Below are 19,646 nucleotides of genomic sequence, written 5' to 3'. Positions count from 1 at the left end.
CGCGATCAGTACAGCAGGGAATAGAGTTGGCGGCGGTACTTCGCCGCCAGCGCGTCGCCGGTGCCGAGCGCGGAGAGGATCTCCTGGAGCATCTTGCGCACCTCGCCGTTTCCCGCGCCTAAATCTTTTTGCAGGTGGCTGAACAGCAGCGCCAGCGCTTCTTCGTTGCGCCCGACCTGATGCAGTTGCAATGCCAGTTGGGAAGCCAGCATTGCGTCTTCCGGATTCTGCTCCACCTGCTGCTGCAACTGCTGAATTTCCGGTGTATCGGCTGCTTTCCTGAGCAGTTCAATTTGCGCCACCAGCCCCTGATAATGAGTATCCTGATCCTGTAATGGTACGGTTTTCAACACCGTTTCCGCTTCATCGGAACGCTGCAGAGCAATCAGCGTTTCCGCCAGCAGAAGGCCAATCTGGCTCTCCTGATTCGACAATTGCCAGGCTTCTTTCAGCAGCGGCAGCGCTTCGGTGTATTTCTCTTCCGCCATCAGCGCCTGCGCCTGCTGTGCTTTCAGTTCCTCTTCACGCGGCAGGTATTTATCCAACAGCGCGCGGACCGCGTCTTCGGGCTGCGGGCCTTCGAATCCGTCCACCGGCTGGCCGTTCTGGAACAGGTAAACAGTAGGAATCGCACGCAGGCCAAACTGCGAGGCCAGCATTTGCTCGGCATCGCAGTCAACCTTCGCCAGGGTAAACAGACCGTTGTACTGCGCGGCCAGGCTTTCCAGCACCGGGGTCAGCTTCTCGCAATGCTGGCTACGCGCGGACCAGAAATAGAACAGTACCGGTGCGGAGGCCGACTGCTGCAGTGTCTGGTGCAGGTTGGCTTCGGTAATAGTGACGATATTCTGTGCGGACATGAACGAATCTCTTTAGTCAGTATTTATGAATATATGGGGGCTGTGGTCGGCGCTTCAACTCATCCCTGAATAATTTTGTCCATCACGCGAGTCGGCAACAGGCGTTTAAGCAGGATGACCGCGTGGGTCACCAGAGTTACCGGATAGCGCAGTTTCGGCTTATCACTGGTAAATGCATGGCGCACTTTTTCCACCACCGCTTCCGGTCCGAGGGTAAAGCGGGCGGCAATACCGGGATTTTCCACCGGCTTATCGGCCTGCGTCTGGTTGACGTTGTTGGTAAAACGGGTGTGGATGGGCCCAGGTTCAATCAGGCTGACTTTAATTCCGCTGTGGCGCAGTTCCATGCGCAGCGCGTCGGACCAGGCTTCCAGCGCATATTTACTGGCGGCATAGGCGCCGCGACCCGGGCTGGAGATGATTCCCATCACGGATGACGTCATTACAATCCGCCCCTCACCGTGCGGCGCCATCGCCGGAAGCAGCCGCATCGTTAGCTGATGCGCGCCGAAAAAATTGGCGGAAAACTGCTGTTCCATCTGCTGGCGGCTGATGGTTGGCAGCGGGCCGTAGACGCCGTAGCCCGCGTTGTTAAACAGGCCGTACAGGCGATTGTCGGTCAGGGCGATAACCTCCTCGGCGGCGCGTTCAACGCTGCGCGGATCGTCAAGGTCCAGCAAAACGCCGGTCAGGCCAAGCTCCTGCATTCGCGCAACGTCATCTGCTTTGCGGCAGGCTGCCAGCACATTAAAGCCCTGGCGTTTTAAATCAAGGGCGCTTTCAAGACCTATTCCGCTGGAACATCCTGTAACTAAAACCGATTTTTGCATAACTTTACCTGTAAACGACCCCCGGCTATCAGGAGTCATGATTAACTAAAGGAGCCAGACGCGCCGCCATCCAGTCGGCGATAAATGGCTGGGCGTCGCGATTAGGGTGAATGCCATCGTCCTGCATCCACTGGGGCTTCAGATAAACCTCTTCCATAAAAAAGGGCAGCAGAGGAATATCGAACTCTTTGGCCAGCGCCGGATAGATTGCGCTAAAGGCTTCATTATAACGGCGGCCGTAGTTGGCGGGCAGGCGAATTTGCATCAGCAGCGGCTGAGCGTTTGCCGCTTTGATATTCTGGATAATGGTACGCAGAGTCTGTTCCGTCTGCTGCGGCGGGAAACCGCGCAGCCCGTCGTTACCGCCCAGCTCGACCAGCACCCAGCGCGGCTGATGCTGCTTAAGTAGCCCCGGAAGCCTTGCCAGCCCCTGCTGCGACGTATCGCCGCTGATGCTGGCGTTAATCACCGACGTTTTGGTCTGCCACTTATCATTAAGCAGCGCAGGCCAGGCGGTATTGCCCGCCATGCGATAACCGGCGCTCAGACTGTCGCCGAGAACCAACAGCGTATCGGCCGCCATCGCGCGGCAGGTAAACAGGACCAGAAACAGGAAAGGCAAATGCCAGCGGAAAACATACTTGAAGTTCATCATCTTAAGAAGTCCGTCGGTCAGGGTGAGCATCTGCTTTCCATCCTTACCGGAGTTGAGCTGGTTGTCAAACAAGGGCAGACCATCGCGCTGATTGGCGAGTCAGGTTCCGGTAAATCGACGCTGCTGGCGATCCTCGCCGGGCTGGACGATGGCAGTAGCGGTGAAGTCTCGCTGCTCGGGCAGCCGTTGCATCAGATGGACGAAGAGGCGCGGGCGAAGCTGCGCGCTAAGCACGTTGGCTTTGTGTTTCAATCTTTTATGCTGATACCGACTCTCAATGCGCTGGAAAATGTTGAACTTCCGGCCCTGCTGCGCGGCGAGAGCGATAGACTCAGCCGCAGCAGCGCCAGGGCATTGCTGGAGCAATTAGGGTTGGGAAAACGCCTGAATCACTTACCTGTGCAGCTTTCCGGCGGCGAACAGCAGCGGGTTGCGTTGGCACGGGCGTTTAACGGTCGTCCGGCGCTGCTGTTTGCCGACGAACCAACCGGTAATCTGGATCGGCAGACCGGGGATAAAATCGCCGATCTGCTGTTTTCGCTCAATCGCGAACACGGGACCACGCTGATTCTGGTGACCCACGATCCGCTGCTGGCGGCGCGCTGTGACCGACGGCTGCGGCTGGTGGATGGTCAACTGCGGGAGGAAGCATGATTGTCCGCTGGTTCTGGCGCGAATGGCGCTCGCCGTCGCTGCTGATTGTCTGGCTGGCGCTGAGTCTGGCGGTGGCCTGCGTGCTGGCACTGGGATCGATAAGCGATCGTATGGAGAAAGGGCTCAGTCAGCAGAGTCGGGAATTTATGGCCGGAGACCGTACCCTGCGCAGTTCGCGCGAAGTCCCTGGGGCATGGATTGACGAAGCCCGCCGCCTTGGTTTAACCGTGGATCAACAGCTGAATTTCGCGACCATGACCTTTTCCGGCGATACGCCGCAACTGGCAGAGGTTAAGGCGGTTGACGACGCCTATCCGCTGTATGGTCAGTTGCAAACCCAGCCGCCTGGCTTGAAACCGCGGGCCGGAACCGTGCTGCTGGCCCCGCGCCTGATGGCGTTGCTGAATCTGAAAACCGGCGATACCCTTGATGTTGGCGACGCTACGCTGCGCATTGCCGGGGAGGTGATTCAGGAGCCGGATGCCGGATTTAACCCCTTCCGGATGGCGCCGCGGCTGATGATGAACACCGCGGATGTGGCGAAAACCGGCGCGGTGCAGCCTGGTAGCCGCGTCTCCTGGCGCTATAAGTATGCCGGAACCGCGCAGCAACTGGCGGACTATGAAAAGTGGTTGTTGCCGAAACTGGGGCCGGAACATCGCTGGATCGGCCTGCAGCAGGACGACAGCGCGTTAGGCAAATCGCTGCAACGCTCACAGCAGTTTTTGCTGCTTTCGGCGCTGTTAACCCTGCTACTGGCGGTGGCCGCGGTAGCGGTGGCGATGAGCCATTACTGCCGCAGTCGCTACGATCGGGTGGCGATCCTTAAAACTCTCGGCGCCGGGCGGGCGCAGTTGGGTAAGCTGATTGCCGGCCAGTGGCTGATGCTGCTGGCGCTGGCGGCGGTGGCTGGCGGAGCGATGGGCGTCGGGCTGGAAAATATTCTGCTGGTGATGCTTAAGCCAGTGCTGCCGACGGCGCTTCCGGCGGCGAGCGGCTGGCCGTGGTTGTGGGCGATTGGCGCGATGGTGGTGATTTCTCTGCTGGTCGGGTTGCGCCCTTATCGACTTCTGCTGGCGACGCTGCCGCTGCGGGTGCTGCGCCAGGATGTCGTCGCCGATGTCTGGCCGCTGAAGTTCTATATTCCGCTGGTGTGCGTGGTAGTCGTTGGGCTACTGGCGCTGCTGATGGGCGGCAGTCCCTTATTGTGGGCGGTACTGGCGGGCGCTGTGGTGCTGGCGCTGCTGTGCGGTCTGGCGGGGTGGGGCGTCCTGTGGTTACTGAAACGCGTGACGCTAAACGCGCTGCCGCTGCGTCTGGCGGTGAATCGTCTGTTGCGCCAGCCGTGGTCGACGTTAAGCCAACTGGCGGCTTTCTCGCTGTCTTTTATGCTGCTGGCTCTGCTGCTGGTGCTGCGCGGCGATCTGCTCGACCGCTGGCAGCAGCAATTGCCGCCGGAAAGCCCCAATTACTTCCTGATCAATATCGCGCCGGAACAGGTGGGGCAGGTGAAAACTTTCCTCGCCGAACATCAGGCTCGGGCGACTGAGTTTTATCCGGTCGTTCGCGCCCGCCTGACGCAAATTAATGGTCAGGATACGGAGGGCAATAAAGACGAAGCGCTGAACCGGGAGTTAAACCTTACCTGGAGCCGAGAGCGCCCGGATCATAATCCGCTGGTTGCCGGAAGCTGGCCGCCGAAAGCGGGCGAGGTCTCGATTGAAGAGGGGCTGGCGCAGCGGTTGGGGGTGAAGCCCGGCGATAGTCTGACCTTTACCGGGGATACCCAGAATTTTAGCGCGAAAGTGACCAGCGTGCGCAAAGTGGACTGGGAGAGCCTGCGCCCCAACTTCTTCTTTATTTTCCCGCCAGGAGCGCTCGACGGGCAGCCGCAAAGCTGGTTAACCAGCTTCCGTTGGGATAACGGTAACGGGATGCTGACGCAGCTCAACCGCGCGTTTCCGACCGTCAGCCTGCTGGATATCGGCGCGATTTTGCAGCAGATTGGCCAGGTGCTGACCCAGGTAAGCCGCGCCCTGGAGGTGATGGTTGTGCTGGTGACCGCCTGCGGCATTTTGCTGTTGCTGGCCCAGGTGCAGGTCGGGATGCGCCAGCGTCATCAGGAACTGATGGTCTGGCGTACGCTGGGGGCCGGTAAGTCTTTGCTACGCACCACGCTGTGGGCAGAGTTCGCCCTGCTGGGCGTGGTTTCCGGCGTGGTCGCGGCGATTGGCGCAGAAGTGGCGCTGGCGTTATTGCAAAGCAAAATTTTTGATTTTCCGTGGTCTCCCGACTGGCGGTTGTGGGTGATGCTGCCGCTCTGCGGGGCGATACTGCTGTCGTTGTGCGGCGGCTGGCTGGGATTGCGTCTGCTAAAAGGCAAAGCGCTGTTTCGCCAGTTTACTCAGTAGTGGGATTGCGTGTAATTTGCCGCTATTGTGCCGGGGTATGGCGTGAGTCTTAATCCAGGTAACAGGAGTCGCTTTTTCGGTGGTTTAAGCGAAATCCCGATTCGGTTGCAAAACTCAGGAGATTTTAACCCACAGCCGCAGGGGAGTAACCGTTTCAGCCCAGGCTCACAGCAGGGGGGTGGGCGCATCAAGGAAACCTGGCGGGAACGCAGGCGCGCATCCAGGACTGGCCGCCAGGACGGCGGCCAGAGGGCGGGTCGAGACAGGGACGTCGAGTCCCGCCCGGTCCGCCAGATGAAGCCGGAGTGGAGCGGACCGCGCAGCGGCAGGTTTTCAGCGCAATGCCGGGGGTGCAGGGGGACGGGCGAAACGTCCCCCTGCCCGTTCACACGCTGTGGATATAACGAATATCCGCAAATTTATAGTGAACGGAACAGGCCACTAAGCCAAACCAGGTGAAAACGAAAAATGCCATTTTCGCCAGAACCACCGATTAACGGAACCGCTCAGCCAGCCATCAAAATGGCTGACAGCCCCTTAACTAACCAGCATTAGGGCAACGGGGGAGATTATTGCGCCAGCCAGGCGGCGACCTCCCGCCAGTTACCGCGAAACACTATCTTCTCCGCTTTTTTGCCGAGCTGATAGCGGTACATCGGATCGTAATACTCGTTCAGCAGAGGAACCAGCCAGCTAAAATGCGCTTCGTTGCTGGCGGTACGCTGCTGCTCGACCAGCGCCTCGTCGAGCCGGGCGGTGAGCTGGGCAAAACGCTGTAATCCCAGACGGCGGCGAATGGCAAACAGGCCATGATGCAGATAGTCGCTGTACGCCTGCCAGCCTTGCTCTTCGCCATATGCCGCAATAAAGTCGTGATGCATACGTGTAAAATACTCTTCGCGCAAACGTTCAAGGCGGATCTCAAAGGGATCTTCCACTACCGCCAGCGGCGACCGATCCATGCGAATACGTAAGCTTTCTGGCAGATGATTGGCACCGATCATATGTCCCTCATCCTCCAGCACCCATCGCCTCTGCTGCGCTGACTTTTTGAGCATCGCGATGGCCAGATGGTTTTCAAATGTTGCCTGTTGATACTGCGCCTGTAAGGTACAGCCAAACGAGGAGCCGCGGTGATGAGCATGGCCTTCGAGATCGATGCCGTCAGGCTGAGCGCGGACCAACTGGGTTTTACCGTTACCGGTACAGCCGCCAATCAGCACAACAGGACGCTGTACCAGCTCTTCGGTGAGCTGAATCGCCGCCTGGCGCAGCGCCTTATAGCCGCCGACGATTAGCGGATAATCAACGCCCGCTTCCTTCAGCCACCGCTGCACGATATGCGAACGCTGACCGCCTCGCGCGCAGCACAGGTAGCCTTCCGGATAACGTGCGCAGGCGTCTTTCCAGGCAGCAAGGCGGCGGGCGCGAATCTCGCCATTAACCAACTGATGACCCAGCGCGATCGCGGCTTCCGGGCCCTGATGTTTATAGCAGGTGCCGACGGCGGCGCGCTCCTCATCGTCCATCAGCGGCAGATTGATTGCCGCAGGCATCGCACTTTGCCGGAACTCGACCGGAGCGCGTACGTCAATCAGCGGCGTATCGCTGGCGAGAATCCGTCGAATATTCTGTGGTGATTGCACTAATTCCATTATTCAAACAAGCCATTAATCAATTCAGACGCGTCGCTCGACGCGATAACCCGCCTATTGTACGCGGTGAGAGGCAGGCCGGATTGATTTTTCACGATGAATTGCTCAATAGCATCAGGGAGTCGGGATTTTCGGGGGCAGGAATAACCCGGCGAGGGCGCAACGCGCCGCAAGCCGGGATGATGGTCGCAGATTACGCCAGCTGCGCCTGCGCCCAGAATACACCGCTGGCGTATTCCGGCGGCAGCAGCGGCTTCAGCGCTTCCAGCGTCGCGCTCAGGCGATCGGTATCGCTGTCGGTCAGGTTCAGGTGGCCGACTTTACGTCCCGGACGCACCTCTTTGTCGTACCAGTGCAGATGCACCAGCGGTAGCTTCAGCCAGTCATAGTTGAGATCGGTACCGATCAGGTTGATCATCACCGACGGGCTGTTGACCACCGGCGGCGGCAGCGGCAGATCGGTAATCGCCCGCAGATGAAGCTCAAACTGGCTGATGGACGCGCCGTTCTGCGTCCAGTGGCCGCTATTGTGCACGCGCGGCGCCAGTTCGTTAATCAGCAGACCATCAGCGGTGACAAAACACTCCATCGCCATCACGCCAACGTAGTTAAGCGCATTCATAATCGCCGACAGCATCTGTTCCGCCTGCGCCTGCTGGCGGGCGTTGGCCTGCGGAAACGCAACGCTGGCGCGTAAAATACCGTCCTGATGCAGGTTGCGGGTCAGCGGATAGAAGACCGTGCTGCCGTCCCGGGCGCGTGCGCCGACCAGCGATACTTCGCCGGAGAAGTTAATCCCCTGCTCAACGATACACTCGCCGTAGTTATCATCCGGCAGCTGCGCGGTTTCATTTTCCCGCAAACGCCACTGACCGCGGCCATCATAGCCGCCGACGCGGCGCTTAACGATAGCCAGCTCGCCGAGACGGGCGAATACCGCCGGCCACTCGCTTTTCTCCGCCAGAAGCTGCCACGGCGCGGTAGCGAGCGCCAGCTTATCGAACAGCTGCTTTTGCGTCAGACGGTCGGCGATAACCGGAAAAACGTCGCGGTTGACGAAGGCGGAATGACTCGCCAGCTCGCGGGTCAGCGCCGTTTCCGGCCAGCGTTCAATCTCTGCGGTAATCACGCTTTGCTGTACCGGCACCGCTTCCGGGTCGGCTTCGAGACCGACCGGCCAGACCGCAATACCCAGCGGTTCGCCAGCCTGGCGCAGCATTCGGCCTAGCTGGCCGTTACCGAGAACGCAAACTTGTTTCATGCCGCACCCCGCGGATCCGGGTTATCCAGTACTTCATCGGTTTGCGCCTGGCGCCAGGCGCTGAGGCGCTGGTGCAGTTCCGCATCGTGCCGGGCGAGGATCTGCGCAGCCAGCAGGGCGGCATTGGCGGCGCCGGCTTTACCGATCGCCAGCGTGCCCACCGGGATACCGCGCGGCATCTGGACGATGGAGTAGAGGCTGTCAACGCCGCTCAGCGCCGCGCTTTGTACCGGTACGCCTAAAACCGGCACCAGCGTTTTCGCCGCAATCATACCCGGCAGATGCGCCGCGCCGCCCGCACCAGCAATAATGACCTGAAAACCGTTCTCTTCCGCGTTTTCGGCGAAGCTGAACAGTTTATCGGGCGTGCGGTGTGCTGAGACTACTTCGACATGGTACGGAACGTTCAGGGCATCAAGGATTTCTGCGGTAAACTGCATGGTAGCCCAGTCGCTTTTGGACCCCATCACGATGGCGATACGCGCCGAATTATTGCGGGAAGACATGCGTCTTAAAACTCCTGTGGGTGTGTTTCACACTGCTTTAGAGGCCACAGAGAATAGCATGATCTTGCGGTCAGGAAAACGGTTGCGTGCGCGCGGATAACCGTCTTTTGTCTTATCTGTATCTGATGAAACACGCCAGTTATGAGCGGTGGTCGCGCTGGCAAAAAAGGTAAAAACCAGCCCCAGGAAAGTATGGGAATGCTCATCATCAGCATTTGTATTTGCGTAAAGCGTTTCTTATATGGCGCGTACAGACAGAGATAAATCGCGTAAAATTAGATCCCGATAATAAAACCGCAAACTCCAGTACGGTCAGCGAGCCGAAGGAGATAACTACATGACTGGATACGTGACTGAATTCTCAACGCGTCGTTAACAACGATAAATTCTGACTGATAATGTATACAATGACTATGCACGATAATGGATTTGTATCCTGAATAAATTGGGGCGTATATATAGACTAGGTTAATTTATTAATCTGGCGGATTTTATTATGCGGAATGTCTCTGGTGTTATTCATTTCTTGAATATACCTGAAGCATTTCCCTGCGACTCGATTTTTTTAGGGAGAGTCAGTAATAAACTAAGGATTAAATATATGAGAATGCTTTTATCATTACTGTTAATGTTTTCGTCTTGTTTTTGTTGGGCGGGTGAACGCAATAAAACAATGACAATAATTCATACCAATGACACACATTGTCGAGTCAGTGAAGATAAGAATGCCATTGGCTTTGCGCGTATTAAAACATTGGTTGATACGATTAAAACAATTAATCGTAACGTACTGGTTGTCGATGGTGGTGACTTTATTCAGGGGAAGTTAATTTGTAGTATGGATAAGGGTGACACTATTGTCAATATTATGAATGAAGTAGGGTATGATGCTGCGGTAATTGGAAATCATGAATTTATTTATGGCCAAAGCCGCTTGCAAACATTGATGAAAAAGCTGAATTATCCACTACTGGCCGCAAATGTTAAGTACGATAACGGGCAGGATTTTACCAGGAATTTTATTATTAAAGATATTGATGGCATTAAAGTGGGCATTTTTGGTGTGTCAACCCAAACGATTACCGCAAGACCGGAAAATATTGCGGGTGTGAAATTACTTGATCCTGTTGCGATCGCCAAAGAAATGGTGCAAAGCTTACAAGCTGAAAAGGTAGATGTGATTATTGCGCTATCTCATCTCGGGCTAAATAAAGCCGATCGTAATCATTCGCAAAAATTAGCGGAGGAAGTGGCGGGTATTGATGTAATTATTGATGGACATAGTCATACCGCTCTGGAAAAGGGACAGGTTGTCAACGATGTGTTGATTGCGCAAACGGGTCATAGAACACATAACCTTGGAATTGTTAATCTGGAATTTGTGGATGGGAAACTTAATCATAAACAAGCCGCTCTGATTAATCATCAGTTAGCTTCTTTAGTTAAAAAGGATCAATCTATTGATAAAATTGTTCAACAAGCCAATGCGCGAATAGACACTGCTTATTCTGAGGTGATAGGAAACGCCAGTGAGAAACTGAATGGCGATCGCTATGATGTCAGAAGCCGTGAGACGAATCTGGGAAATATGCTCAGTGATATGATTCGTGAAAAAGCAGGAACTGACACGGCTATTATTTTTGCCCCCTTAATTAGTGCTTCAATGGGGCCCGGAGAAATAACAAAAAAGGATCTGGTTAATATTTTGACCGAGGACTTTGATATTGTTAAGGTTGAAATTAAGGGAGCAGATTTACTGACGTTATTAGAAGCGGGATTAAAAACGTATTTTCAGCAGGTGTCGGGAATACGCTTTAGTTATGACTCGACACGACCATTAAATAAACGAATAGTTGGTGATGTGTTAATTAATGAAAACGTTATTGATAAAAATAAAAACTACACCCTTGCGCTGGTTGACTGGCATTATGAAGAATCTAAACATGCTGACTCTCTTTATCATATTATTCAACAAGCGCGATATATTGAAAGTGTAGGATCGATGAATGCTTTATTTGAAAATTATGTTCGTCAGCATTCACCATTGCGTTATCACGAGGATGGTCGGGTAACGAAACTAAGATAGGTGACAGAGCCTCACGGTATCAGTATGCACTCTCAAGTGCTTTTATCCTGGATTCAGCGCTTGAGAGGAATTTGGTTCGGTAATCAGGGGCGCATCCTGAAAAGGAAAATAAATCAGCTCAACATCTTCAGGCGTCACTTTGACCATGGAGCCTTCGTGATGCCAGGCGCCGAGCACCACACGATAAGCGGTTATGCCGTTGGCTTGTAACTGATGAATGGCAGGGCGATGCGTATGCCCGTGAATCAGCCACTGAACGCGATGCTTCTCCATGATATCAACTACCGCCTGCGGATTTACGTCCATAATTTCCAGCGACTTGCTGCTGTTGGCCGCTTTGCTGTCGGCGCGCATTCTGGCGGCGATACGGCGGCGGAGAAACAGCGGCAGAGCCAGAAACAGGCGCTGGATCCAGGGATTGTGGACTTTTGCGCGAAAGGCCAGATAGCCCGCATCGTCGGTGCACAGGGTGTCGCCGTGCATAATCAGCACTTTCCGCCCGTAGAGATCGAGAAGCTGTTCTTCCGGCAGCAGGGTCATTGCGCTTTCGCGGGCAAATCGCTTGCCGACGAGAAAATCGCGGTTGCCGTGGATGAAGTAGCAGGGGACGCCGCAGTCGGCTAATGCTTTGAGGGAGGCGGCGATTTGCCGATGCAGCGGGTTCGGATCGTCATCGCCGATCCAGGCCTCAAACAGGTCGCCGAGGATATACAGGGCGTCCGCCTCGCGGGCTTCCCCCTGTAAAAAGCGCAGAAAACCGGCGGTAATCGCCGGTTCTTCCGTTTGCAGATGCAGGTCCGCAATAAAAAGTGTCGCCACGAATTACTCGCTGACGGTGACGCTTTTGATCACAACATCTTCTTTCGGCACATCCTGGTGCATGCCGCTACGGCCGGTCGATACCGCTTTGATTTTGTCGACAACATCCATACCTTCCACGACTTCTGCGAATACGCAGTAGCCCCAACCCTGCAGGCTTTCGCCGGAGAAGTTCAGGAAGTCGTTATCGGCGACGTTGATGAAGAACTGAGCGGTAGCGGAGTGTGGGGCCTGAGTGCGGGCCATTGCCAGAGTGCCGCGGGTGTTTTTCAGACCGTTGTTGGCTTCGTTCTGAATCGGAGATTTAGTGGTTTTTTGATTCATACCCGGCTCAAAACCGCCACCCTGAATCATAAAGCCATTGATAACACGGTGGAAAATGGTGTTATCGTAGAAACCTTCGCGACAGTAGTCCAGGAAGTTTTTAACTGTTTCCGGCGCTTTGTCGTCAAACGTCTTGATTACGATATCGCCATGATTGGTGTGGAAAGTAACCATTTTTGCATCCTGTTCCGATGATTGTGGTGCCTGCACCCGGTGTCGGGTGAGATATAGTGGGGTGTTATAGCATAACCGCGGAGTTGGATCACCTTGCAATGTGTGCTGCTTCAGGATTGAATTAAGGTTAGAATACGCGGCTTATATCCACACACGTCTACATGGAATCTTCGATGTTAAAAATTTTTAATACACTGACGCGCCAAAAAGAGGAATTTAAACCTATTCATGCCGGGGAAGTCGGCATGTACGTGTGTGGAATTACCGTTTACGACCTCTGTCATATTGGTCACGGCCGTACCTTCGTCTCGTTTGATGTCGTTTCCCGTTACCTGCGTTTTCTCGGCTATAAGCTGAAGTATGTACGTAATATCACTGATATTGACGATAAAATCATTAAACGTGCGAATGAAAACGGTGAAAGTTTTGTCGCTCTGGTGGATCGCATGATTGCCGAGATGCATAAAGACTTCGACGCGCTGAATATTTTGCGCCCGGATCAGGAGCCGCGTGCGACCCACCATATTGCGGAAATCATTGAGATCACCGAGCAACTGCTCGCTAAAGGCCACGCTTACGTCGCCGACAATGGCGACGTGATGTTCGATGTGCCGACCGATCCGAACTACGGTCAACTGTCGCGTCAGGATCTCGACCAGTTGCAGGCGGGCGCTCGCGTTGATGTGGTTGATGTTAAACATAACCCGATGGACTTCGTATTGTGGAAAATGTCGAAAGAGGGCGAACCGAGCTGGCCGTCGCCGTGGGGAGCAGGGCGTCCAGGCTGGCACATTGAGTGTTCAGCGATGAACTGCAAACAACTGGGCAACCATTTTGATATTCACGGCGGCGGTTCGGATCTGATGTTTCCGCATCACGAAAACGAAATCGCGCAGTCCACCTGCGCCCACGACGGTGAGTATGTCAATTACTGGATGCACTCCGGGATGGTGATGGTTGATCGCGAGAAAATGTCCAAATCGCTGGGCAACTTCTTTACCGTGCGCGATGTGCTGAAGTATTACGATGCGGAAACCATTCGCTACTTCCTGATGTCCGGCCACTACCGCAGCCAGCTGAACTACAGCGAAGAGAACTTAAAGCAGGCGCGCTCCGCGCTGGAGCGTCTGTATACCGCGCTGCGCGGAACCGATAAAACCGCAGAGCCAGCCGGTGGCGAGGCGTTTGAAGCGCGCTTTATCGACGCAATGAACGACGATTTCAACACCCCGGAAGCGTATTCTGTGCTGTTCGATATGGCGCGTGAAGTGAACCGTCTGAAAACTGAAGATGTTGCCGCCGCTAACGCCATGGCGGCGCATATGCGTAAGCTCTCTTCGGTGCTGGGCCTGCTGGAGCAGGATCCGGACGCTTTCCTGCAGAGCGGCGCGCAGGCGGATGACGGTGAAGTGGCGGAAATTGAGTCGCTGATCCAGCAGCGTCTGGACGCGCGTAAAGCGAAAGACTGGGCGGCGGCGGATGCCGCACGTGACCGTCTCAACGAAATGGGTATAGTGCTGGAAGATGGCCCGCAGGGGACGACCTGGCGCCGTAAATAACCGTATTCTCTCTTTTTTGCCGGGGCTATCCCCGGCTTTTTTTGCCCCGATTCAGGCAAATGAACAGATCTTCGCACCTGATTTTTGCATTCTTCCATTCCCGTAAAGCCGCTAACGCGCTAGCGTGAAACGAACATCATAAGGGAGAAGAGATATGCAGAAGGTGGCGCTGGTTACCGGGGGAAGTAAAGGTATTGGCTATGCAGCGGCGAAAGCGCTGTATCAGATGAACTACGTGGTGGTCGTGGTGGCGCGTAACGAACAGCCGCTTATCGAGTGCGCTCAGGGGCTGGACGCGGAACGATTTGTGCCAATTGCTGCCGATGTGACCGACCCTCAGCAGGTAGAGGCGCTTTTTCAGCGTATCAGCCGACATTTTGGCCGTCTGGATCTGCTGTTTAATAATGCAGGCAATAATAGCCCTGCTAAATCGATTGAAGAGATCCCGTTTGAAGAGTGGCAGCGGGTATTTAATCTTAACGTGCATGCCAGTTTCCTCTGCGCCAAAGAAGCTATCAAGATCATGAAACAGCAGCAGCCGATGGGCGGACGTATTATTAATAACGCCTCCATTTCTGCAACTACGCCACGCCTGTACAGCGCACCCTATACCGCCTCGAAGCACGCGATTACCGGGCTGACTAAATCCATCGCGCTCGATTGCCGACAATTTAATATCGCCTGTGGGCAGATTAACGTCGGCAACGCCGAAACGCAGCTATCTGCACGAATGCGTAAAGGCGTTTATCAGGCAGACGGGACAATTGCGGCCGAGGCGATGATGGATGTGGCTGACGTTGCGGCGGCGATTCAGATGATTGCGGCATTGCCGCCAACGACAAATGTGCTGGAGCTGACGATTATGGCGAACAAAATGCCGTTTGTCGGACGGGGATAATTGTTAAGGCGCCGGGTTGCGGCGCCAGTGCTTTTACGCGGTAACGGTAACGCTCTGACCTTCAAAACTGACCGTTTGCCCGGCGATGATTTTACAGCGTTTGCGGGTTTCTACCGTGCCGTCGACTTTGACCAGACCGTCAGCAATGGCGATTTTCGCCTGCGCGCCGCTTTCGCTCCAGCCTTCCAGCTTCAGCAGATCGCACAGTTCAACGTGCGGGTGCTTGCCTAAAGAAAAATTCGCCATCTCAGGCCTCCTGAATATCGTGGTACTCTTCGCACGCCTGCAGCGTGTTCTGAATGAGAGTGGCAACGGTCATCGGACCAACGCCGCCGGGGACCGGCGTGATGTATGACGCACGTGCGGCGGCGTCTTCATAAACCACATCGCCAACCACTTTGCCGTTTTCCAGGCGGTTAATCCCGACATCTACCACGATCGCGCCTTCTTTGATCCACTCACCCGGGATAAAGCCGGGTTTGCCCACGGCGACGATCAGCAAGTCGGCGTGTTCGACATGATGACGCAGGTTTTTAGTAAAGCGGTGGGTGACGGTAGTGGTGCAGCCCGCCAGCAGAAGTTCCATACTCATCGGGCGTCCGACGATGTTGGATGCGCCTATGACCACCGCGTTCAGACCGTAGGTATCGATGTTGTAACGTTCAAGCAGGGTGACGATGCCGCGCGGGGTGCACGGACGCAGGCGCGGCGCCCGCTGGCACAGGCGGCCGACGTTATAAGGATGGAAACCGTCGACGTCTTTGTCTGGTGAAATGCGTTCCAGAACTTTGACATTGTCAATGCCGGCGGGGAGCGGTAGCTGGACCAGAATGCCATCAATAGTGTTATCGGCATTCAGTGTGTCAATAAGTTCCAGTAACTCTGCTTCACTGGTGGTTTCCGGGAGATCGTATGAGCGGGAGACGAAGCCGACCTCTTCACACGCTTTGCGCTTGCTGCCGACATAAATCTGCGATGCCGGGTTGCTGCCGACCAGTACGACGGCTAATCCTGGTGCGCGTTTTCCGGCCGCAACGCGAGCCTTTACTTTTTCCGCAACTTCAGAGCGTACCTGCTGCGCAATCGTTTTACCGTCAATAATTTTTGCTGCCATCAGAGAGAGGATTCCATCTGTATCTTTACGAAAGGGGGATGACGATATTTTGTCAGAAGCCAGCCTCGCTGTCAGTCTTCGTTTAAGATTTTATCTTCCTTTGGCATAATGAGTGATGAATAATGTTTTTATCCGCATCGTCACAGGGACAAAAAAAGCGCATTAAGACAGAATTAAAGTTAACGTGCAGAAACATGGAGTTGGACAAACTTTATACGCCTTTCGCCGTATAATCAGGCAGGTTACGCAGGCAACCGGGGGTTCACGGCAAAATACATTGACTCACCAGACGTGGACCGTATAATTCCGGCGATTGCATATCATGAAGTTGCCACTTCTCAATGCGCCCTTAGCTCAGCTGGATAGAGCAACGGCCTTCTAAGCCGTAGGTCACAGGTTCGAACCCTGTAGGGCGTACCATTTGTTATCAATAGATTAGGCAAGTTTTAAGCCTGCCTGATTTCCTCCTGGCGTCGTAGTGGTGTCGTTATCTCCCAAAATCGCATCAATTTTCATCACGTGATCTGTCAGGTGATTGGGTTGCATCGTCACTCTTTCATTATCACCACATCAACTCTCGTCTGCTAAATCCACAGTTATATGGTGGATATTTTCATGTTTCGCATTAAAAAGAGATTAACCCAAGTTGGGTTAATCTCTCCGGTTAACGACGACCCCACGCTAAGTCAGTTCATTTCTGCAAGCGCTGTCTGGCCTGCAATTCGGCCAAAAGTAAAAATGTCAGTCAGTGCATTACCACCGAGGCGGTTACCGGCGTGGATACCCCCTGCGACTTCGCCGGCAGCATAGAGGTTCTTAATCGGTTGGTTGTGTTCATCCAGAACCCTGGTGGCGGCATCAATCTTCAGGCCGCCCATGGTATGGTGAACAGCAGGTTGCCTCGGTGTGGCATAGAACGGCGCTTTTTCTACCTTTAAGCTAAACGTATCTTTGTGGAATTCAGGATCTTCACCAGCTTCAACATAGCGATTGTATTTGTTGATGGTATCCACGAGTACATCCGGGTTCATGCCGACATTAAGCGCCAGTTCTTCCAGCGTATCTGCCCTAAAGAGCGTACCGGCTTCAACCTGGCGATCAATTTTCTCCTGACTGGTATTCGCAGCCGTTTTCTTGATCTCATCATCAGCAATCAGATAGAAAAGGCCGCCTTCAGCCAGTGCGGCTTTGGTTAAAACATCTCGCCCGGCAAATTCATTGATGAAACGTTTCCCCTCTTTATTTACAATGACGAAGTTCTCTGGTGGTACCTGAAGGCCACTGAAGAGCTCGCCTGTATTCGGGTCGGCCACCGGCATCATTTGGGTGAAGCCCATGCCGGTTAAGGCTGCGCCCACTGACTGACCCAGAAGGATACCGTCACCTGTCATCGCGTAGGAATTGGTTGTCTTGATGTCGTCAGCAATATGGCTCCAGTAGGTGTTGTACTGTTTCAGCATCCTGGTATTTGCACCAAAACCACCGCTGGCCAGAATCACCGCTTTAGCATGAACGGTAATTTTTTGTCCGTTTACACCTGTCGCGATAATCCCTTTAATTTCACCCTTTTCGATGAGAAATTCTTTTGCCGGACTATCGGTAATAATGGTGCCAGACATCTCTTCAATGTATTTGCTTAATGCCAGAATAAAGGCGGTACCATATTTTTTGACCGGTTTATGACCTCGACGCCATAGTGCGCCAACAGGAGCGAAAACGATCTCTTTGTTATATTCAACACCAATATCTTCAAGCCATTTAACGCTCTCTAAGGCTCTGTCGGTCAGAATCTTAACCAGGTCGTATTGGCCGTAGATGCTGTTTCCCTGAAGATCAGTACGCTTGCCACCGAAGTAAGTCTGCATTCTGTGCAGCAGCGGAGAGTCAAACAGAAAGCCTTTGTTATCGCCAAATTGCGCCTGGTAGGCAGCAAATTCGGCTTTCAGCGCTCTGAAATCAGCCAGATACTCCTGGTGAATATCACGTTCATCGGTGTTTAACAGCGCCTCGATAGTATGTCTTTCGCCCGGATTTTCCTGAAATGTCTTCTGCCACTCAGGGTCTGCAGCATTGACTGGACCACCGCTACGAATCGTGTTGCCGCCAACCGCGGGGTATTTTTCAAGAACGATGGCACGCTTGCCTTGTTGTAAGACGGTTGCCGCCGCGCTTAAGCCAGCGCCACCTCCGCCAACGACAACCACATCACAGGTGTACTCTTCATCGCTACGGTTCAAACTGCTGGCTGGTTTTGGCCGTTTCTTTAAGATGTCAGGGTTCACACCGGCCAGTTTAACGGCTTTGGCAACACCATCAATTACCGCGTGACTTGTCTCTGATGCGCCAGAGAGCGCATCCACATTCAGGGTCTGACCCTCGATTATCTTGTCAGGAATTCTCACAAACACGACGTCAGCCAGACCTTCTGTCTCACCGGCGGTGTCAATATAAATGCTTTCGATTTTCTTTTCACTGAAGGAAACCTTCATGGGAAGGGCGCCTCCATGGCCTGATGCATGTACTTCATAGGTGCCAGGGACGAAAGAAAAATCTTCTTCTTTATTTAATTGATTCGAGATTTTGGCAAAACGCATGAATCTCAGGAAGCAGATTTCCAGAAAGTCGATAGTTCCTTCGTTGTTCAACTGACCCTTCTCGTCAAAGGCCGTATTGGCATTACCCAGCAAGAATTCGTAGCCAGGCATCACATTGGCATTGACCCCGGGCGCATCGAGTATCTGCCGAAGGTGCAACTGAGCGCGAGAAGAGCCTTGATAATCGATCGACGCGCCCAGAATCATAACCGGCTTGTTATCCAGAGGATGAAGTTCGTAGCTTAACCATTCCAGAACGCTTTTCAGGCTGGAAGGAATGGAGTGGTTATATTCTGGTGTGGCAATAATGACGCCATCGCTTGCCACTATTTTTTCATTAATCTCCAGGAGCTGTGGATTGTTAGACGGGCAGTCCTGGTTAAACATCGGGACTTCGTTGATTTCTAACAGCTCAATTTCAGCTTTGTCTTTAAAATGCGCTTTCATAAACTGAAGCAGCATTCGGTTATAGGACTTTGGCGACGTGGTTCCAACAATTGCAGTAAATTTCATTTCTCTTATGCCCCCTGAGTTTGCCAGGCGAATTTTTTGTCTTTTTTGATTACTGACCTGTCTGATAACAATTTTGTAATAAGTTCGGTAAACAGAACAAACTCTCTAAAAATCTCATCGAGTTCAGCTAACTTGGCTTTATTGATTAAAATGCCTCCTGCATCAAAGGCGCTTTGTGATTTTCCTAACAGGAATTCGCTGGCAGGCATAAGTCGAGCGGATAATTCAGGGGAATCAAGAATTTGACGAAGATGGGCCTGAGCGCGGGACGAGCCGAGAGCGCCATGGGAAGCCCCCACTATCAAGACGGGCTTATCCGTGAGCGCCTGACTGGTATAACTGATCCATTCTAATGCGCTCTTTAAGGCTGCGGTGATGGTATGGTCATACTCGGGGGTAGCGATGATCACACCATCAGCCTGACGGATTTTAACGGACAAGGCTTCCACTTCCTGAGGAATCTGCTCATCTTCGGCTTCATAAAATGCCGGAAGATCTTTGATTTCACAGAGTTCTATCCGCGCCTCTTCTTTAAAATGTTCTTTCATAAATTGCAGCAACATGCGGTTTGTTGACACACTAGAATTGGTGCCAACAATTGCTAAGTAGTTCATATTAAAGGTTTCCTGTGCTGTAATAACCATAAAAAATATCCTAGTATTGTTTTAACACAGTATACAAAAGCTATCTAATAACTCTTCATTAGTACATGATAAGTAATTTGTTATAATGT

The 19,646-nt window shown here is 53.4% G+C and carries 17 protein-coding genes and 1 tRNA gene; 6 read left to right on the top strand and 12 right to left on the bottom strand.

Annotated elements, in window-relative coordinates; genetic code table 11:
- Window positions 1-5: 5 nt before the first annotated feature.
- From FE839_RS00250 to tesA, 3 genes are read right to left on the bottom strand one after another with little or no spacing between them, the layout of a single operon-like run.
- On the bottom strand, window positions 6-860 hold the full coding sequence (locus tag FE839_RS00250) for a thioredoxin family protein (protein WP_138357963.1): 855 nt from the start codon (window positions 858-860) through the stop codon (window positions 6-8).
- A gap of 59 nt (window positions 861-919) precedes the next feature.
- A complete protein-coding gene (locus FE839_RS00245; protein ID WP_171034785.1) occupies window positions 920-1,729 on the bottom strand; it encodes an SDR family oxidoreductase in 810 nt (269 codons plus the stop codon).
- On the bottom strand, window positions 1,719-2,345 hold the full coding sequence (tesA, locus tag FE839_RS00240; protein WP_138357958.1) for a multifunctional acyl-CoA thioesterase I/protease I/lysophospholipase L1: 627 nt from the start codon (window positions 2,343-2,345) through the stop codon (window positions 1,719-1,721). The genes FE839_RS00245 and tesA overlap by 11 nt, the downstream gene beginning before the upstream one ends.
- Between tesA and ybbA the strand changes: the two genes are divergently transcribed.
- Together ybbA and ybbP are read left to right on the top strand one after the other, a co-directional pair.
- A complete protein-coding gene (ybbA, locus tag FE839_RS00235) occupies window positions 2,313-2,999 on the top strand; it encodes a putative ABC transporter ATP-binding protein YbbA (protein ID WP_138357955.1) in 687 nt (228 codons plus the stop codon). The two genes, tesA and ybbA, sit on opposite strands and share 33 nt — an antisense overlap.
- Window positions 2,996-5,410, top strand: a complete 2,415-nt coding sequence (gene ybbP / locus FE839_RS00230) for a putative ABC transporter permease subunit YbbP (protein WP_138357952.1) — start codon at window positions 2,996-2,998, stop codon at window positions 5,408-5,410. The genes ybbA and ybbP overlap by 4 nt, the downstream gene beginning before the upstream one ends.
- Before the next feature lie 569 nt (window positions 5,411-5,979).
- Here the strand turns inward: ybbP and mnmH are convergent.
- The 3 genes from mnmH to purE form a co-directional block, all read right to left on the bottom strand.
- Window positions 5,980-7,065 (bottom strand): tRNA 2-selenouridine(34) synthase MnmH, encoded by a 1,086-nt coding sequence (gene mnmH / locus FE839_RS00225; RefSeq protein ID WP_171034784.1) that lies wholly within the window; start codon window positions 7,063-7,065, stop codon window positions 5,980-5,982.
- A gap of 193 nt (window positions 7,066-7,258) precedes the next feature.
- Window positions 7,259-8,326, bottom strand: a complete 1,068-nt coding sequence (purK, locus tag FE839_RS00220) for a 5-(carboxyamino)imidazole ribonucleotide synthase (RefSeq protein WP_138357949.1) — start codon at window positions 8,324-8,326, stop codon at window positions 7,259-7,261.
- Entirely contained in the window at window positions 8,323-8,832 is a 510-nt protein-coding gene (purE, locus tag FE839_RS00215) for a 5-(carboxyamino)imidazole ribonucleotide mutase (RefSeq protein ID WP_138357946.1), read from the bottom strand. Before purE ends, purK begins: the two co-directional genes overlap by 4 nt.
- A gap of 601 nt (window positions 8,833-9,433) precedes the next feature.
- On the opposite strand from purE, the gene FE839_RS00205 reads away from it, so the two are divergent.
- Entirely contained in the window at window positions 9,434-10,918 is a 1,485-nt protein-coding gene (locus FE839_RS00205; RefSeq protein WP_171034783.1) for a bifunctional metallophosphatase/5'-nucleotidase, read from the top strand.
- Between the two features lie 42 nt (window positions 10,919-10,960).
- On the opposite strand, the gene lpxH is transcribed toward FE839_RS00205, so the two are convergent.
- Both lpxH and ppiB read right to left on the bottom strand, forming a co-directional pair.
- The gene (lpxH, locus tag FE839_RS00200) at window positions 10,961-11,737 is read right to left on the bottom strand and encodes a UDP-2,3-diacylglucosamine diphosphatase (protein ID WP_138357940.1); all 777 of its coding nucleotides are present in this window, start codon (window positions 11,735-11,737) and stop codon (window positions 10,961-10,963) included.
- A 3-nt stretch (window positions 11,738-11,740) separates the two neighbouring features.
- Window positions 11,741-12,235, bottom strand: a complete 495-nt coding sequence (gene ppiB, locus FE839_RS00195; RefSeq protein ID WP_004130079.1) for a peptidylprolyl isomerase B — start codon at window positions 12,233-12,235, stop codon at window positions 11,741-11,743.
- A gap of 173 nt (window positions 12,236-12,408) precedes the next feature.
- On the opposite strand from ppiB, the gene cysS reads away from it, so the two are divergent.
- Window positions 12,409-13,794 (top strand): cysteine--tRNA ligase, encoded by a 1,386-nt coding sequence (cysS, locus tag FE839_RS00190; protein WP_138357936.1) that lies wholly within the window; start codon window positions 12,409-12,411, stop codon window positions 13,792-13,794.
- Between the two features lie 154 nt (window positions 13,795-13,948).
- Window positions 13,949-14,692, top strand: a complete 744-nt coding sequence (locus FE839_RS00185) for an SDR family oxidoreductase (protein ID WP_138357933.1) — start codon at window positions 13,949-13,951, stop codon at window positions 14,690-14,692.
- 33 nt (window positions 14,693-14,725) lie between these two features.
- Here FE839_RS00185 and ybcJ read toward each other — a convergent pair whose 3' ends face one another.
- Window positions 14,726-14,938 carry a ribosome-associated protein YbcJ gene (gene ybcJ / locus FE839_RS00180; RefSeq protein ID WP_138357930.1) on the bottom strand — a complete coding sequence of 71 codons (213 nt, stop codon included), beginning with the start codon at window positions 14,936-14,938 and terminating at the stop codon, window positions 14,726-14,728.
- A gap of 1 nt (window position 14,939) precedes the next feature.
- Window positions 14,940-15,806 carry a bifunctional methylenetetrahydrofolate dehydrogenase/methenyltetrahydrofolate cyclohydrolase FolD gene (folD, locus tag FE839_RS00175; protein ID WP_138357927.1) on the bottom strand — a complete coding sequence of 289 codons (867 nt, stop codon included), beginning with the start codon at window positions 15,804-15,806 and terminating at the stop codon, window positions 14,940-14,942.
- Window positions 15,807-16,149: 343 nt separating this feature from the next.
- Here folD and FE839_RS00170 point away from each other — a divergent pair.
- Window positions 16,150-16,226: transfer RNA gene (locus FE839_RS00170), tRNA-Arg, on the top strand.
- Window positions 16,227-16,492: 266 nt separating this feature from the next.
- Here the strand turns inward: FE839_RS00170 and FE839_RS00165 are convergent.
- Window positions 16,493-18,913: a flavocytochrome c gene (locus FE839_RS00165; protein WP_138357925.1), complete on the bottom strand. Its 2,421-nt coding sequence runs from the start codon at window positions 18,911-18,913 to the stop codon at window positions 16,493-16,495.
- Window positions 18,914-18,918: 5 nt separating this feature from the next.
- Entirely contained in the window at window positions 18,919-19,527 is a 609-nt protein-coding gene (locus FE839_RS00160; RefSeq protein ID WP_138357923.1) for an NADPH-dependent FMN reductase, read from the bottom strand.
- Window positions 19,528-19,646: the final 119 nt, after the last annotated feature.

Source organism: Klebsiella indica, assembly GCF_005860775.1.
Classification (GTDB): Bacteria; Pseudomonadota; Gammaproteobacteria; order Enterobacterales; family Enterobacteriaceae; genus Klebsiella; species Klebsiella indica.
This window is presented reverse-complemented; position numbering and strand designations above follow the sequence as displayed.